The 15,237-nt window shown below is 60.7% G+C and carries 18 protein-coding genes; 7 read left to right on the plus strand and 11 right to left on the minus strand.

The window, feature by feature from the left end; all coding sequences use genetic code 11:
* Positions 1-29: 29 nt before the first annotated feature.
* Positions 30-440, plus strand: coding sequence for a hypothetical protein (locus ACNAZS_RS19010; protein WP_415792063.1), 411 nt, complete (start codon positions 30-32; stop codon positions 438-440).
* Complete coding sequence (locus ACNAZS_RS19015) at positions 441-689, plus strand: helix-turn-helix transcriptional regulator (RefSeq protein WP_415792064.1); 249 nt, start codon at positions 441-443, stop codon at positions 687-689.
* Between the two features lie 106 nt (positions 690-795).
* Here ACNAZS_RS19015 and ACNAZS_RS19020 read toward each other — a convergent pair whose 3' ends face one another.
* Genes ACNAZS_RS19020 through ACNAZS_RS19030 form a run of 3 tightly spaced genes read right to left on the minus strand, consistent with a single transcriptional unit; the run spans position 796 to position 3,368 of the window.
* Complete coding sequence (locus ACNAZS_RS19020; RefSeq protein ID WP_415792110.1) at positions 796-1,137, minus strand: enoyl-CoA hydratase/isomerase family protein; 342 nt, start codon at positions 1,135-1,137, stop codon at positions 796-798.
* A 51-nt stretch (positions 1,138-1,188) separates the two neighbouring features.
* Positions 1,189-2,655, minus strand: a complete 1,467-nt coding sequence (locus ACNAZS_RS19025; RefSeq protein ID WP_415792065.1) for a sensor histidine kinase — start codon at positions 2,653-2,655, stop codon at positions 1,189-1,191.
* Positions 2,652-3,368 carry a response regulator transcription factor gene (locus ACNAZS_RS19030; protein WP_415792066.1) on the minus strand — a complete coding sequence of 239 codons (717 nt, stop codon included), beginning with the start codon at positions 3,366-3,368 and terminating at the stop codon, positions 2,652-2,654. Before ACNAZS_RS19030 ends, ACNAZS_RS19025 begins: the two co-directional genes overlap by 4 nt.
* 150 nt (positions 3,369-3,518) lie before the next feature.
* Between ACNAZS_RS19030 and ACNAZS_RS19035 the strand changes: the two genes are divergently transcribed.
* The 5 genes from ACNAZS_RS19035 to msrA all read left to right on the plus strand — a co-directional run bounded on the left by ACNAZS_RS19035 (position 3,519) and on the right by msrA (position 6,643).
* On the plus strand, positions 3,519-4,151 hold the full coding sequence (locus ACNAZS_RS19035; protein ID WP_415792067.1) for a cytochrome b/b6 domain-containing protein: 633 nt from the start codon (positions 3,519-3,521) through the stop codon (positions 4,149-4,151).
* Positions 4,152-4,161: 10 nt separating this feature from the next.
* Positions 4,162-4,953, plus strand: a complete 792-nt coding sequence (locus ACNAZS_RS19040) for a molybdopterin-dependent oxidoreductase (RefSeq protein WP_415792068.1) — start codon at positions 4,162-4,164, stop codon at positions 4,951-4,953.
* A 45-nt stretch (positions 4,954-4,998) separates the two neighbouring features.
* Positions 4,999-5,310 (plus strand): pentapeptide MXKDX repeat protein, encoded by a 312-nt coding sequence (locus ACNAZS_RS19045; protein WP_415792069.1) that lies wholly within the window; start codon positions 4,999-5,001, stop codon positions 5,308-5,310.
* Positions 5,311-5,374: 64 nt separating this feature from the next.
* Positions 5,375-5,875, plus strand: a complete 501-nt coding sequence (gene msrB / locus ACNAZS_RS19050) for a peptide-methionine (R)-S-oxide reductase MsrB (protein WP_415792070.1) — start codon at positions 5,375-5,377, stop codon at positions 5,873-5,875.
* Between the two features lie 24 nt (positions 5,876-5,899).
* A complete protein-coding gene (gene msrA, locus ACNAZS_RS19055; RefSeq protein ID WP_415792071.1) occupies positions 5,900-6,643 on the plus strand; it encodes a peptide-methionine (S)-S-oxide reductase MsrA in 744 nt (247 codons plus the stop codon).
* Between the two features lie 74 nt (positions 6,644-6,717).
* Here the strand turns inward: msrA and ACNAZS_RS19060 are convergent, their stop codons facing one another.
* The 8 genes from ACNAZS_RS19060 to ACNAZS_RS19095 all read right to left on the minus strand — a co-directional run bounded on the left by ACNAZS_RS19060 (position 6,718) and on the right by ACNAZS_RS19095 (position 15,234).
* Positions 6,718-8,046 carry a PQQ-dependent sugar dehydrogenase gene (locus ACNAZS_RS19060; RefSeq protein ID WP_415792072.1) on the minus strand — a complete coding sequence of 443 codons (1,329 nt, stop codon included), beginning with the start codon at positions 8,044-8,046 and terminating at the stop codon, positions 6,718-6,720.
* On the minus strand, positions 8,043-8,471 hold the full coding sequence (locus ACNAZS_RS19065; RefSeq protein ID WP_415792073.1) for a DUF2231 domain-containing protein: 429 nt from the start codon (positions 8,469-8,471) through the stop codon (positions 8,043-8,045). Before ACNAZS_RS19065 ends, ACNAZS_RS19060 begins: the two co-directional genes overlap by 4 nt.
* A 111-nt stretch (positions 8,472-8,582) precedes the next feature.
* Complete coding sequence (locus tag ACNAZS_RS19070; protein ID WP_415792074.1) at positions 8,583-10,067, minus strand: phospholipase D-like domain-containing protein; 1,485 nt, start codon at positions 10,065-10,067, stop codon at positions 8,583-8,585.
* 121 nt (positions 10,068-10,188) lie between these two features.
* Entirely contained in the window at positions 10,189-10,923 is a 735-nt protein-coding gene (locus ACNAZS_RS19075; RefSeq protein WP_415792075.1) for a FadR/GntR family transcriptional regulator, read from the minus strand.
* 24 nt (positions 10,924-10,947) lie between these two features.
* A complete protein-coding gene (locus ACNAZS_RS19080) occupies positions 10,948-11,817 on the minus strand; it encodes a fumarylacetoacetate hydrolase family protein (protein WP_415792076.1) in 870 nt (289 codons plus the stop codon).
* 68 nt (positions 11,818-11,885) lie between these two features.
* Positions 11,886-12,578 (minus strand): molybdate ABC transporter substrate-binding protein, encoded by a 693-nt coding sequence (locus ACNAZS_RS19085; RefSeq protein WP_415792077.1) that lies wholly within the window; start codon positions 12,576-12,578, stop codon positions 11,886-11,888.
* A gap of 23 nt (positions 12,579-12,601) precedes the next feature.
* Positions 12,602-14,761, minus strand: coding sequence for a molybdopterin cofactor-binding domain-containing protein (locus tag ACNAZS_RS19090; protein ID WP_415792079.1), 2,160 nt, complete (start codon positions 14,759-14,761; stop codon positions 12,602-12,604).
* Entirely contained in the window at positions 14,758-15,234 is a 477-nt protein-coding gene (locus ACNAZS_RS19095; protein ID WP_415792080.1) for a (2Fe-2S)-binding protein, read from the minus strand. The genes ACNAZS_RS19090 and ACNAZS_RS19095 overlap by 4 nt, the downstream gene beginning before the upstream one ends.
* Between the last annotated feature and the right edge of the window lie 3 nt (positions 15,235-15,237).

Consider the following 15,237-nt stretch of genomic DNA (forward strand, 5'->3'; position numbering starts at 1 on the left):
TCATGTTTACTTTACAAGGAACCTTCAGTATGCATACTGGCATCAATCGTCTGCACCCCCCTTCGACTGTTCGTACTTACATCGTTCGCACTTTTTCCTTCATGGGGATCTACATACTGATCAACGTCGCCGCCATCCTGGGGCTGTTCGACAGCGTCCTGGGACAGCCCGAAGGATGGGTGATTGCCGCGGCGGTCGCCCTGCCTGTGGCGGGTCAGATCTGGGCCACCCTGCGGCTCATGGCTGAGAGCGATGAATACGTGCGCGTGATTGTCGCCAAGTGCTTCATCCTGGCCGCGGGCGCTGCGATGACGCTCTGGACAGCATGGGGATTTGGCGAGACTTACGCGGCTGCGCCCCATATTCCCGGTTGGCTCATCTATCCATTCTTCTGGGCAATGTACGCGCTGGCTTCGCCCTTTGTCCGCACGAGCAAGTGAATGAAAAATAGATTACGAGTACTGCGCGCCGAGGCTGCCTGGACGCAAGCGGATCTGGCGCAGCGATTGGGTGTCTCTCGCCAAGCCGTCAATGCCATCGAAACGGAAAAGCACGACCCATCCTTAGACTTGGCATTTCGGATCAGCACGCTTTTCAAGCGGTCTGTCGAAGATATTTTCGAGAATCCTCATCGAAGCCCGGTCAATTCAGTTAAGGCTCCTGAGGGAATGGGTCAACCGGGCATCTGATGATGGAATTGGCAGAAAGGCAAGACCCACACGCAAGTAATTCAAGTCGTCCCCCTATCGATCTTAGGTGATGCACTTACACGCGGGAAACCACTAGAGATAAACATCAACCATCGGCCGGCCAGACGGGCTTGCGCTTTTCAACAAAAGCGGCAATGCCTTCCCGGGCACTGGGCCGTCCGGCGGCTACGCAGAAGCTGTCCGCAGCCGCCCGAACCGCGGCACGATAGCCATTGTCGTTGGCGTGCATGAACGCCTGACGGCCATTGCGCACAACCTCGGGCGACTTGGTGCACAGCGTGTTGGCAAGCTCTCTAGCCACCGTCATTGCCTGCCCAGATGACGCCACCCGCGACACCAATCCCATCTCTGCCGCCTCCTTGGCATCGAAGACACGCCCCGTGAACAGCAGTTCAAAGGCGCGATGACGACCAACAATGCGTGGCAGATGCGAACCTAGCTTCCATTTCGACGCTCTCTTGGTACCCGAAGGTTTCGCTTATCGTCCCGTTGGTAAATCGAACCGAAACACCGCACCTTGTCCGGGTTCGTCAAGCAGACGAATTTCGCTGCGGTGCAGTTGCAGAATGCGCTGCACGATCACCAGTCCCAGCCCTCCGCCGTCACGCCGGTGCTGGCTGAGCGCCGAAGCGCGCGTGAACAGCCCCGCGCGCAGCTCGGCCGGGATCCCCGGACCCGTATCGCTGACCTGCACCTCCACCTCCTGGCCCGCGCTGCCCAGCCGCACCTGAATGTCAGTACCCGGGGGACTGTGACGGATGGCATTGTCGAGCAGGTTGGTCAGCACTCGCTCGATCATGCCCAGGTCGGCACGCACGGGCGGCAACGCACTGGGGAAATCAGTGCTCAGGCGCTGACGCCGGGCTTCGGCTGCCAGCTCAAATTTTTGGATCACGTCCTGCACCAGCTCCGGCAATGCGAACGTGTCGAGCTCGGGGTGCACCAGCCCGGATTCGAGCCGGGCCAGTTCGAACAGTTCCTGAGCCAGCCGACCGACTTTGCCACTTTGGCCCAGGGCAATATCCAGATAGCGGCGCCGCTCATCGGGCTGCAGCGCTTGGTCCTTGAAGCGCAAGGTTTCCAGGTAACCATGCAGCGACGTCAGCGGCGTGCGCAAGTCGTGCGAGATATTGGCGACCAGGTCGCGCCGCTGCTGGTCTTGCCTCGTCAGTTCGCGCCACTGCTCAGCAATCCGCTGCCCCATCTGCCCGAACGCGCGCCGCAGCACGGCGATCTCGTCGCCATGCCCGTCGGTGTCGTCGGCTCGATAGAGTGCCGCTGCGGCGGCGCCATCGCCGTCGAAATTGCGCACCGCTTGCGTCAGTGCGCGCAGCGGCCGCGTGATAAGCGCAAACGCCGCCAGCCCAGCCACCAGCCCTAGCAGCGTGACCAGAGCAATCGACCACAGCGTGGTGCGCAGGACCGCGCTGGCCGATACCATGGAGGCCAGGGCATCGTGCGCCTCGCCCTGCAGCACCACATAAACGTAGCCGCGATCTTGCCCACCGATCCGAATCGGCGCCGCGCTAAACGCCTTGCGTACGCCGGTATTTCGCGGATCAACACCCAGGATAGGCAAGGCATCGCCGGCCAAGAAACGGCGTACGGGTCCCATGTCTACCCGGTCCAGTTTGACATGGCCGGCTGGCGCCGCATCGGCCTCGATGCGGCCGTCGTTACCCAGCAGGTAAACCTCTACCGCCGGGTTCACGGCCATCAATTGATCGAACAGCACGCGCACCGACTCTGGCTTCCAGCCATCGGCATCCATCAGTGGGCGGCTGCCGGCGATGTGCGCGGCCAGGCCGCTGGACAGTCGCTGCACGACTTCTTGTTGATAGCGTTCATTGGCAGCCATGTGCAACAAGGCAGATGCCCCGCAGCAGGTCAGCAGCAGCAGCGCGAACACTACCGAGAGGCGCTGGGTGAGGGTGAGGCGCTTCATGTCGGCTCTCCGGCGGCCGCCGCGGCAAATTTATAGCCTCGGCCCCACACGGTCAGGATGCGGTTGGGCTCGGACGGATCGGCTTCGATCTTGGTACGCAGCCGGTTGATGTGGGTATTGACCGTGTGTTCGTAGCCTTCATGCTGATAGCCCCACACCTGGTTCAGCAAGTCCATGCGCGAGAATACCTTGCCTGGATGGCGCGCAAAAAAATACAGCAAATCGAATTCGCGCGGCGTCAGATCCAGCGGCCGGTCATCGACCGTGGCGTCGCGCGCGACGGGATCGATGGAAAGGCCCGATACGTCAAGCCGCCCCGCATCCAGCCGGGCGTTGCGCTCCAGCGCGTCGGCACGGCGCAGCAACGCCTTGATGCGAGCCACTAGCTCCAGCATCGAGAACGGCTTGGCCAGATAGTCGTCGGCGCCCAACTCCAGGCCCAGAATGCGGTGTACTTCGCTGGAACGTGCACTGGTAATGATGATAGGCGTATAGCGCGTCATGGCGCGGGCGCGCTTGCAGATTTCCAGGCCATCGACGCCCGGTAGCATCAAATCCAGCACCAGCGCGTCCCAACGTCCGGATTCCAGATGGCGCAAGCCCGCTTCGCCATCTGCCGCGTGGGTCACCGCATAGCCCTCGTCGCGCAGGTGCAAGTTCAGCAGGTCTGCGATATGGACGTCGTCTTCGACTATCAGGATGCGCTTGGACATATGACGATAGAGGGAAATGCGGGTGGGAAATATGGGAGGGCAGTACGTGCCGGTTACCCCCTATTGTCGCCAATTGCGGCGTGCTAGTTATCACATTTAATTTAAGTTTTCGTGAGGACTTCGCCATGGGGGGCAGGCAAGAATGCCTACATGGCTACTCCATTGCATCCTTATCCGCAGGCTGGCACCGCGGTCGATACCCGGGTCGTTCACCCCGTCTGGCTGCGCATAACCCATTGGGTGAACGCGCTGGCTGTGCTGATCATGATCACCAGCGGATGGCGTATTTATAACGCATCGCCTCTGTTCGACTTCATTTTTCCGGCGGGTATCACCCTGGGGGGTTGGCTGGGCGGCGCACTGCAGTGGCATTTTGCCGGCATGTGGCTGCTGGCCGGCAACGGATTGCTGTACCTGGGCATGAACCTGGGCAGTGGCCGCCTGCTACGCCGCTTTTTCCCGCTGTCGCCTCGCACTATTGCCGCCGACCTGGGCGCCGCGCTACGCGGCCGCCTGTCGCATGCCGATCCACGAGATTACAACGCCGTACAGCGGCTGGCGTATCTGTTCATCATGCTCGACATCGCGGTATTGGTGCTGTCCGGCCTGGTGCTCTGGAAATCCGTGCAGTTCGAAACGCTGCGCGCGCTGATGGGCGGTTATGAGGCGGCCCGCTATGTGCATTTCATCGCGATGGCGCTGCTGGCCGCATTCGTGATGGTGCATGTGTTGATGGTAGCGCTGGTGCCGCGCACCCTGCTGACCATGATTCGCGGCAAATAAAGGATACGGAATGACTCCGCGCAAACGCCCTACCCTGCCCGGTCTGGATGGCCCGGCCATCCTGCGAGAGGCACGCAAGCTACTTGCCCCGCGTATTGAACAGCCGACACGCCGCGCGTTCCTGCAGCGCACACTGAGCCTGGGCGGGCTGGCACTATTGTCGGGTTGCAGCCTCAGCGACGACGAAAGCGTCGAACAAGCCCTGACCGCTGTGTCCCGCTTCAATGATGGAGTGCAGGGATGGATATTCGATCCCGGCCAATTGGCACCCACCTACCCTGAATCGATGATCACGCGACCGTTTCCTTTCAATGCCTATTACGGCATCGAAGACGTGCCGCAGGTCGACGAGACCGACTACCGGCTCGAGCTGGCTGGCTTGGTGAACGACAAGCGTGCCTGGCGTCTCGATCAGTTGCGCGCGATGGCCCAGGAGGATCAGGTCACGCGTCACATCTGTGTAGAGGGTTGGAGCGCCATCGGCAAATGGGGTGGCGTACGCTTTGCGGATTTTCTGAGGCATGTGGGCGCCGATCTGCAGGCCAAGTATGTGGGTTTCAAGTGCGCCGATGACTACTACACGAGCATTGACATGCCCACCGCGCTGCACCCGCAAACCTTGCTGGCCTTGACCTACGACGGCCAACCGCTGCCGCCCGAATACGGATTTCCCATGAAGCTGCGCATGCCGACCAAGCTTGGCTACAAAAATCCCAAGCATATCCAGGCCATCTACGTGACGAACACGTTTCCTGGCGGTTACTGGGAAGACCAGGGATACAACTGGTTCGGCGGCAGCTAACGATTTTTTCCCGCGGCGACGCCGCAACAAACTGGAGCTTTCACCATGAAAAAAAGCGCGATCTACGCTGTCTCGATGTGCCTGGCCCTGGCGGCCGGCGGCGCCTATGCCGCCGACAACATGAGCAAGGATGGCATGTCCAAGGACGGCATGTCCAAGAGTTCGATGTCCAAGGATGGCATGAAGAAGGATGGAATGTCGAAAGACTCGATGTCCAAGGACGGTATGAAGAAGGGCGGGATGTCGAAAGACTCGATGTCCAAGGATGGCATGGCCAAAGACGGTATGTCCAAGAGCTCGATGTCCAAAGACGGCATGACGAAAGACGGAATGTCCCACGATGGCATGAAAAAATAATCGCCCGTCGCGGCGTAGCCGGTGGCGCCCGCTCGCAAACGCTACCGGCCCATAGGAGCAAATCATGAAATCGACTCGCAGGCTATTTCTGGCCGCCAGCGGCGGCGCCACCCTGGCCGCGATGCTGGGCGCGCTGGCCGGCCCGAGCGCGCAAGCGCGTGCGGCGCAAACCTTTGCCGTCATGCACAGCGACGCCGAATGGCGTGTCCTGCTGACCCCGACGCAATATGCCATATTGCGCCAGGCCGATACTGAACGGCCTTATTCCAGCCCCCTGGACCATGAACACCGCGATGGCACCTATGCCTGCGCTGGCTGCGAACAGGCGTTGTTCTCATCAGATACCAAGTTCGACAGTGGTACCGGCTGGCCTAGTTTCTGGCAGCCGCTGCCGCACGCGATCGGTACCACGAGCGACCGTAGCTTTGGCATGGTGCGCACCGCCGTGCATTGCGGTCGCTGTGGCGGCCATCTAGGCCATGTTTTCGACGACGGCCCCAAGCCCACCGGATTACGCTACTGCATGAATGGTGTGGCTCTGGCCTTCACCGCGACGGCCTCTTGAAAAACGATCCTACAGGAGTTCACCATGAGCCCCACACGCGCCACATCAGCCGCAAATCCTAGCGACTATGCCCGCCGCACCTACTTCAGGTTGGCTGGCGCAGCCCTACTGGCCGGCAGTGCCTGGTTCGCCTTCCTCGCGCCGAGCCGCGCCGCCGAAACCGTCTTTCATATCCCGCCGCCCGCGGCCGACTTGTCCGCAGGCGGCGCCAAAACGGCCACCGCCGTGCTCGCTGGTGGATGTTTCTGGGGCGTACAAGCTGTGTTTCAGCACGTCGAGGGGGTCACCCAGGCCCTATCGGGCTATGCCGGTGGCAACGCCAACACGGCCGACTACAACACCGTCAGCGGCGGCAGCACCGGCCACGCCGAAGCCGTGCAGATTACCTACGACCCCAGTCGCATCAGCTACGGGCAACTATTGCAGATCTATTTTTCAGTGGCCCACGATCCCACCCAGCGCAATCGGCAAGGCCCCGATACAGGCACCCAGTATCGATCGACAGTTTTTCCTTCCAGCGAAGCGCAGCGGCAGGTTGCCCAAGCCTACATCGCCCAATTAGACCGCTCGGGCGTCTATCCCCGTCCAGTGGCAACCACGATCGAGAATCTGCAGGGTTTTTATCCAGCCGAGCAATATCACCAGGACTACCTGGTGCATCATCCCGACAGTCTATACATTGTCATCAACGATCAGCCCAAGGTAGAGAACCTGGCTAAGGAATATCCCGACCGCTACCGGGAGACGCCGGTCCTGGTAGGAGGCTGATGTGTCCGCACGAGCACGTGAATGAAAATAGACTGCGAGTACTACGCGTCGAGGCATGCTCCGTTTGAGACTGCCTAGTTCTTCGGCGCCGTCACGACCGGCTGTGGCGCCTGTGTAGTCTGCGTCGGCGTTATGCGCCAAATCGTATTCGAAAGATCATCCGCAACGATAAGTGCGCCGCGTGGGTCGACTGTCACACCCACCGGACGGCCACGGGTCTTGCCATCGCTATCGCGAAACCCCGCGACGAAATCTACGGGCGCACCGGACGGCCGCCCATCGCGAAATGGCACGAAGACCACTTTGTAGCCCGCGGGTTCGCTGCGGTTCCAACTGCCGTGTTCTCCGACGAAAACCCCGTTGGCGAACTGTCCACCCATCGCGTCGGCCGAAAAGTCGACGCCCAGTGCCGCGACATGCGACCCCAAGCTGTAGTCCGGCTTGATCGCAGCGGCGACCTTCTCCGGGTCTTGCGGTCGCACACGCTCGTCGACGTGTTGGCCCCAATAACTGTACGGCCAGCCATAAAAGGCACCTTCCTGGACAGCTGTCAGATAGTCGGGGACCAAGTTCGGACCGAGCTCATCGCGTTCGTTCACGACTGCCCACAATTGACCCGTATCGGGCTGGATAGTCAGTGCGGTGGGGTTGCGCAGCCCCGTGGCGTACGCCTTGTGTTCGCCGGTGCGGGCATTTATTCGCCAGATAAGAGCGCGGTCGACCTCCGCCGTCATGCCGCGTTCCGTGATGTTGCTATTGGAGCCGATGCCTACATACAGATATTGCCCATCGGCACTGGCGGCCATGGCTTTGGTCCAGTGGTGGTTGATTTCCGATGGCAAGGGCGTCACCGTTTCAGGTGGACCGCTCGCCTTGGTTTGTCCTGGCTGGTAGTCGAATCGCACCACGGCGTCCTGGTTGGCGACATAGAGATTGTTATCCACCAATGCAAGGCCGTACGGCGCATTCAGGTTTTCCGCGAAAGTCGACGTTTCATAGGTGCCATCGCCGTCGGCGTCGCGCAGCAACGTCAAGCGATTACCGCCCTTTATCGGGCTGGTGCCCTTGGCCTTGATCACGCCGGCGATCACGTCTTTAGGCTTGAGTGGCGGGGCGTTGCCGCCACGGCCCTCAGCCACCAGGATGTCACCATTGGGCAATACCAGCGTCTGTCGCGGTATTTTGAGATCGGTCGCGATGGCGGTAATCGTATAGCCGTCTGGCACCGTCGGTACCTTGTCCCCCCATTCTGCCGGTTCTGCAATCACCATGTCGGGCAGCAGTCCCCGTTCGGGCTGGGGCAATTCAGGGTCCGGGCCGATCTGCGCAGGTCCGGCTTGGCCGCTGCATACGCCCAACGCCGCAGACAGCGGGACCACGGCAAGCAAGCTAAGGTATTTCATGTCGCGCCTCTGATGTGCGGGGTACGAAAGCCCAGCCATATCGCCGCGCAGGCAAGCACCACGACGATTATCGACAGGCCCAGACCGGTAGGCATACTCGCCCATGCATCGCGGGCATGCACGAGCGCATTGAAGAAACCCACGACCCACACCGCCAGCAGCACCAAGACATAGGGAATGATTCCCCGTGCGCGTTGATGAGGCCGAAAGAGATCGATAATCGCAAAGATCAGCGCGACACCACTAAACACCAGACCGCCCACCAGAAGCCACGATGCGAAGTTATTCCACTGGATGTGAAAAGATTGCGCATAGACTGCATCGCTGAGGGCAGCCCCGAGAAACAAGGGAAAAGCCCCCGCCAGAAATACCGCTTGCACTGGGTGCACAACCAGGGCATATCGATGGTCAATGAGTTGGGTCACTTTTGATCGCCTCCTTAGTCGCCAGGTCACATGCGTGATTTGGAAGGAGACGCAGCAAGTACCGTGCCTACGCGCAATGCAGTTGTGGCTTTACGCGCGTCGTCCGCAGCGTCAAGGGCGCTTGGTCGGTCGTCGCCATTTCCTGAATAGACCCCGTCGGCTCAGGGGTTCGAAGATTTTCTCAGGCCCCTCCGGGTCGAGGATCTGGTTGTCTGCCAGCCATTGCTCTGTATCGCTCAATTCGGGAATGACATACGGCACGAGCGTACGGCCGGGCTGACGTAGGCGTTCTATCGTGGCGATGAGGGATCGCGTCTGGCTCAGTGTCTCGGCGACGTGCGCTGGCTCGGTGTTCAAGTGCTCGGCAAGCAGATCATCGCGCAAGGCAGCGATCTTTGCGCGAGCGGGCACCGCGTCGGACTGATCGACCGACACCGTCACGTCGCACTCGGTGTCCAGCCGCAGGGACCTGTTGTTGAAATTGGACGATCCGACTCGCAGCCAACGATCGTCCACGATAAGGACTTTGGCGTGGACATAGATGGACTCGCCGCTCGCCGTCTGCGGATGATAGATCTGAAACCGCCCATACTTATCAATTCGCCGCAACGCCTCTACCAACCGCGCACGCGCGCTATCCATCGCCAGTGGTTCGAGCCAACCTTCAGCGGTTTTCGGATTAATGATGACGATCTCCGGCCCGTCCGGCTCGCACAGGCGCTGGGCTATTGCACGAGCAATCTTGCGTGACGCGAAATACTGGCTTTCCGCATAGATGACTCGTTTGGCGCTGGTGATCAGGTCCAGGTACATCTGCTCAATCTCATAAACACCTGGCTCGTCATCCATTTGCGGAATGGTCCGTGCTATGCCTAGCGAGACATCCTCGAAAGTGGGCGCCAGACCCGACGGCCAGGGATCGGACTCGCAAGAAACGGGCTTGAGCTGTTCTCCCGTCGCCAATTGCCATCTATGGCGCGCAAGATCGCCCATCGCCAGCGCGGCGGGGCCGTCCAGAGCGCTGGTGGCATCATACCAGGGGCCGTACGGCGTGCCATTGGGCCGTAGCCTGCTCGGATCCGCATCGGCATGTTCGCGCCGATCCCAGCGCTCGCTGGTAATGTCGATACCGCCACAGAAAGCCAGTTTGTCGTCTATCACAACGATTTTCTGGTGATGAGAGGCGGCAATCGGATGCGCACCATCGAGCTTCAGCGTAATGCGGGGGTGGGCCTTCCAGCGCAGGACGGTAGCCAAGGTATTGCCGCGGAAGATCGCTTTGAAGGCGCCGGTGTCCCAGCGTAGCAGCCTGATTTCCAGGGCGGGCGTCCGCCGCACCAGCCAGAGGAAAAAATCGCCTAAGGTCAACGGCCCCGTGTCGCCCTCGCCAGCCTCCAATTGGATGCGTGAGTCAAAATCCCAACCAATCAGGAAGATGCTTTGACGCGCATTGAGCATGGCGACCCGCACCGCCCTGAAGTAATCATCAGCATCGACAATGAAAGCAAACCGATCCGCTTGTTCGATACGCCAGCAATTGCGTTCCAAGACGAGCAGACGCGTGTCCGGGTCTTCTATCGATGAGGATTTGTCCATCAGCTATCTCCCTAGCGGATCTTGGGCTGTACGTTGGAGTACTAATGGTAGCTGCCAATATGCTTGTTGGCTCCAAGCACCGACCAGGTCGCCCGGGACAGTCGCGCCCAGCCGCAACGCTTCAATCGCCAAACAGATTCTTGCGGATCAGCACCAGGTGTTCGGTCATAAGTCGGCGCGACTCGTCCAGATCGCGGTTCTTGAGCGCCTCGACGATGGCGCGATGCTGCTGCATGTACTGCCGATGCCGTTCAGGTGTGTAGCTGCGCTGTTTCAGGACGCCCCAGCCCCCCTCTGTGCGCGCCTTGCCAACCATATCCATGATGTGGATAAAGAAAGAATTGTGCGTAGCCACAGCAAAGAGCCGGTGCAACTCGTGATCCAGTGTTTCGAATTCAGCCAGAGTCTGCGCCTGCTCCGCGCGGCGCAGGCACTGCTCCATGGCATTGAAATCATCGGCGTGCGCATTGCGCACCACCAATTCCGGTAATAGGGGCTCGATATAGATGCGCGCTTCGATCAGTTCAGCCGGGCTGGCAAGTTCGGGAACATGCGGCGGTTCGGCCTGGCCATCGGGGGCGGACTGGACGAAGGTGCCGCTGCCGCGAATACCGACGATGCGGCCTTCAGCCTCGAGGTGCTTGAGCACCCGGCGCACGGTTCCTCGGGATATGCGGAATTGCTCGGCCAACTGCCGCTCGGGCGGCAGCCGAGAACCAGGCGGCAGCTTGCCGCTGGACAATTGCGCGTCGAGATGCTGCCAGAACAGCCTGGCCGCCTTCGAGCCTACGGCGGATGCCAGCGGCACCGCCAGGCTGCCCGGATGAGCATGATCATCGGCTGGGAAGTTTTGCATGGTGTGGCTCAGGAAGAGCGCACACTATACCTTGAACACGTTCTCGATGTGACCGATGCCCTGAATTTCGACGCGCACGACATCACCGTTTTTCAGGAAACACGGCGGGTTCATGCCCATCCCGACACCCGCCGGCGTACCCGTCGCGATGACGTCTCCAGGATACAGCGTGATACCGCGCGAGCAGTTTTCGATGATGGTGCCGATATCGAAAATCAGGTCGCGCGTATTGGCTGACTGCCGGACTTCGCCGTTGACCAGGCAGCGAATGTCGAGGCTACCGGCTTGCAGTTCGTCGGCGGTGACGATCCAGGGGCCCATGGGGCAGAACGTGTCGAACGATTTGCCCAGGTGCCATTGACGATGCCGCTGCTGTACATCGCGTGCAGTCACGTCGTTCACAATGGTGTAGCCGTAGATGTGGTCTAGCGCATCAGCGCGGGTGATATTCTTACCCTGCTTGCCGATCACCACGCACAGTTCGGCCTCGTAATCGATATCTGCAGATATCCCCTGGGGCAAGCGCACATCGTCGGTGGGGCCCACGACCGATTCGGGCACCTTCGAGAAAATAATGGGCCAATCCTCGCCGTCTTTGCTGTCTTTGAAGATGGAGCCAGATAGCTCGTTGGCGTGCTCATGGTAGTTGCGGCCCACACAAAAAACATTGCGTGCGGGTCGCGGTACGGGCGCGCGCAAGCGCACGCCGCTCAACGAGCGGGCCGGACCCGCTTGGCGGGCGAGATCGGCAAGAGGCAACTGCGCGGTAATCAGGGGTAGGATCCCTAACCTGGCATCCACACCGTCCAGATCCAGGGGTTGGATCGACTGACCGTCATCCGAGACGATGCCGATACGGGCAATGCCCTGTTCTTCGTATGCTGCTAGCCTCACGTTGATTCCTTTTTCGTTAAAAATGGTTGCCGTCTAGTTGCCGTCTGCGCAAACGCCGATACCCGGGATCACACTCGGAATCCATGCGCGTTCTTGTATGCGTCCAGGCCGCTGTCGGTCAGCACATCGATAAGCTGGCGTGCCAGCTCAGCCTGGCGAGTGTCGGTGGACACGGCAGCGGCGTACACCGTGTCCAGTTCGCAACCCTTGGGCAGCAGGCCCACCGCTTGCACGCCCGGGCTATATAGGATTTCGGTGATCTGCGTGCAGCCCAAAGGCCGGCCAGGTGCCGTCGCCATTGCTTTCATGGCGGTAGCACCGTTGGGAAATTCCTTGATCTTCGCGGCAATGTCTTGCAGGACACCCAATTGCTGGAATACTTTCTTCATGTGTATTCCCGCCGTGGACTGTTGCATGTCTGGCACATAGATCGCGTCTGCATCCTGCAAGGCCTGCCCGAATGCCGCTGGCGAATCCACGGACACCGACGGATTGCCTGCTTTGACGCTCACGCCGGTGCTCACGACGCCCAGGTCGCGCACGCTCTGCGCCTGCAACTGGCCGGCGCTGACGAGATCATCGACCAGCTTGCGCGACAGGATCGCGACATCGCAATCGGCCCCGGCCAGCAATTTTTCTTTCATGGCACCCACGGCGCCGAACTCACCCTCAATTCGGCAACCGGTTTCGGCTTCGAATCCGGCACGCACCGTGTCGACCAGGCCCAAGGCAGCGCCCCCGCTCAAGATGGACAGCTTCATTTATGCTCCTTTTATTGCACACGTCATGCGGCAGCCTCGATGGCCCGCACGATATTGTCAAAATCCAGGGGCAAAGTCGACACCCGCACCCCCAGCGCGTCACGCACTGCGTTCCCGATTGCCCCTGCCACAGGCCCCAACGAGGGTTCTCCGGCGCCGGCCGCAGGCTCGTCCGGCCGGGCCAGTATCCGTACCTGCACATCAGGAACATCGGTAAACCGGATGATCGGATACTTGTCCCATGTGTCGTCGATCAGCATCCTGTCACTGAAGCGCGCCTGTTCCATAATGGCCCAAGAGCAAGCCTGGATGGCACCGCCCTCGATCTGCTGCATCACCCCATCCGGGTTGATGACTTCGCCCACATCCACCGCGATGAACAGATCATGCACAGACACTTTTTGGGCCACCGACACTCGGGCAACAACGGCACAGTACGCGCCCTTGTTCTTGTAGCGGGCAAAACCCATTCCCCACCCGATATCCTGGCCGCCGCCCTGCCTGGTGTCCCAGCCGCTCATGTCACGCACGGCGTTGATGACGGCGATGGCACGCGCATCAGACAGCATGCTCAAGCGATATTGCGCCGGATCGATGTCATGGGCCCGCGCGATATCGTCGACCATGGCCTCTATGGCGTACACATTGGCGAACGCCCCCAGAGAGCGCAGCGAAGAGGTGCGTACCGGCATATCGATGACACGGTGCGACGACAGCGCGCTGCACGGGATGTCATAGCAAGGAATGATATTGCGCTCGGTACCTCCACCCGCCGCTATCGGTGCGTTGATCGCCGATAGCCACGGGCTGGGAGATTCTCGATACCAGCTGCCCAGCAGCGTCGGCGTTTGCGCCCGGCCGGGCCGCAGGCTGTGGCCTGGTCCCCACGCGTCAGTGCGCCAGTCGAGTATCCGGCCTTGTGCATCGACATCAACCTGCAGCCGCACGGACATCGGCGGTCCTTGCGGCGCCCAGCACAATTCATCGGCGCGGGACCACTGCACTCGCACATGGCGCCCTGGCGCATGTAATGAGAACCAGGCTGCGTCAAAGGCGGCATCGTCGGCGCCGTTGTGGCCATAGCAGCCCGACCCCGGCACATGCTCGACGACGATCTGCTCTGGATCCATACCGAACGAAACAGCAAGGTCGGCCCTGAGGTTGTAGATGCCCTGGCCGTGCGTCCACACTTTCAGTGTGCCGTCGTCGCGCAGGCAGGCATACGCACAAGACGGCCCAATCGAAGCATGCTTGATGAAGGGTTTGAAGTAATCGCCTGTATATGTCGCCGCGACGGCCACGCCGTCCAGGTCAGCTTGCCCGGCTTGCCGATAGACCAGGGTATCGCACGGCTGGCGACGCAACCACGCCGGCAGTTCGTCCTGGGTCGGCAGGCAGGCTTGCTCGCGCCATTGAGCGGATGACGCCAGCCTGGTCACGGCCAAATCGGCCACGTGTTCCTGTTCGGCCAACACACCCACGAGCGAACCGTCCCGTATTACCTGCACGGCGCATTCCAGACCCTGCACAGCAGCCAGATCCAAGTGCAAGAGCTGAGCGCCGATAGCGGGCGGCCGCAACATGCGGCCATGCAAACCATCCGGCAGCGGCATGTCATGAATGAAACCATACCGGCCATGCACCTTGTCAGCCAGACCGAACGCCGGTTCGCTCGACCCGGCCTCGAATCGGGCCGCGACCAGATCAGAATTCGGTTCGACCGGCACCGCCAGATCCACATCGCGAGCCAGACTCCAGTAAGTGCCCAGTTCCCGGTCCACTGCCAAAAAAACTCCATCGCGCACGCTGATCACGCTTGCATCCACACCGGCCACAGATGCCGCGTGCTGCAAGAACAGCTGCCGTACCTGAGTGCATGCCACACGCAGTGCCATTCCCGAATGCTGGATGGACAGACTCCCCGACGTGAAGGATTCATCGGGACTGCTATCCGTGCAGGCCGGCGCCATTTTGATGCGCGCGATGGGCACGGCCAGCGCCTGCGCCGCGATCTGCGCGAGCGCGGTAAGAATGTGCTGCCCTAGTTCGACCTTACCGGAGCGTATGCACACGTATCCAGCGTCTTCGGTGGCGATGCTGATCCAGGTGGATAGCATCGGGTTGCTCTTCAGGCTGACCGGTACACCATCATCAGAGGCAAGCGGGGAAAATGCGGCTTTCATGGTTGGTCTGCACCGATATCGGCCGCCGCCTCGTTAATAGCCCGGATCACCCGCAGATGGCTGCCGCAGCGGCACAAATTGCGGGCCATGTGCTCGCGGATTGCGTTGCCGTCCGGAGACGAACAGTTGATCAGCAGTCCGGTGGCCGCCACCACCATGCCGGACGTACAGTAGCCGCATTGTGCCGCACCGTGCTTGATAAAGGCGCACTGCACGGCAGCGCCGGCGCCATGCCGGCCCAGCCCCTCTACCGTAACCACCTGCTTGCCGGCCACCGACCATAGAGGGGTATTGCAAGCATAGACCGGCACGTCATCGACCAAAACCATGCACGCGCCGCAATTGCCCTCGCCGCAGCCAAAATGCGACCCTTTCAAGCCGAGCTCGTTGCGCAGGATGTCCAGCAGAAAACGCTGATCTTGTGCAACGATCTCGTGACGCGTGCCGTTTACATGAATGTTCACTGGCATCATCTG

This window comes from Bordetella tumulicola, assembly GCF_965138755.1.
GTDB lineage: Bacteria > Pseudomonadota > Gammaproteobacteria > Burkholderiales > Burkholderiaceae_B > Bordetella_A > Bordetella_A tumulicola.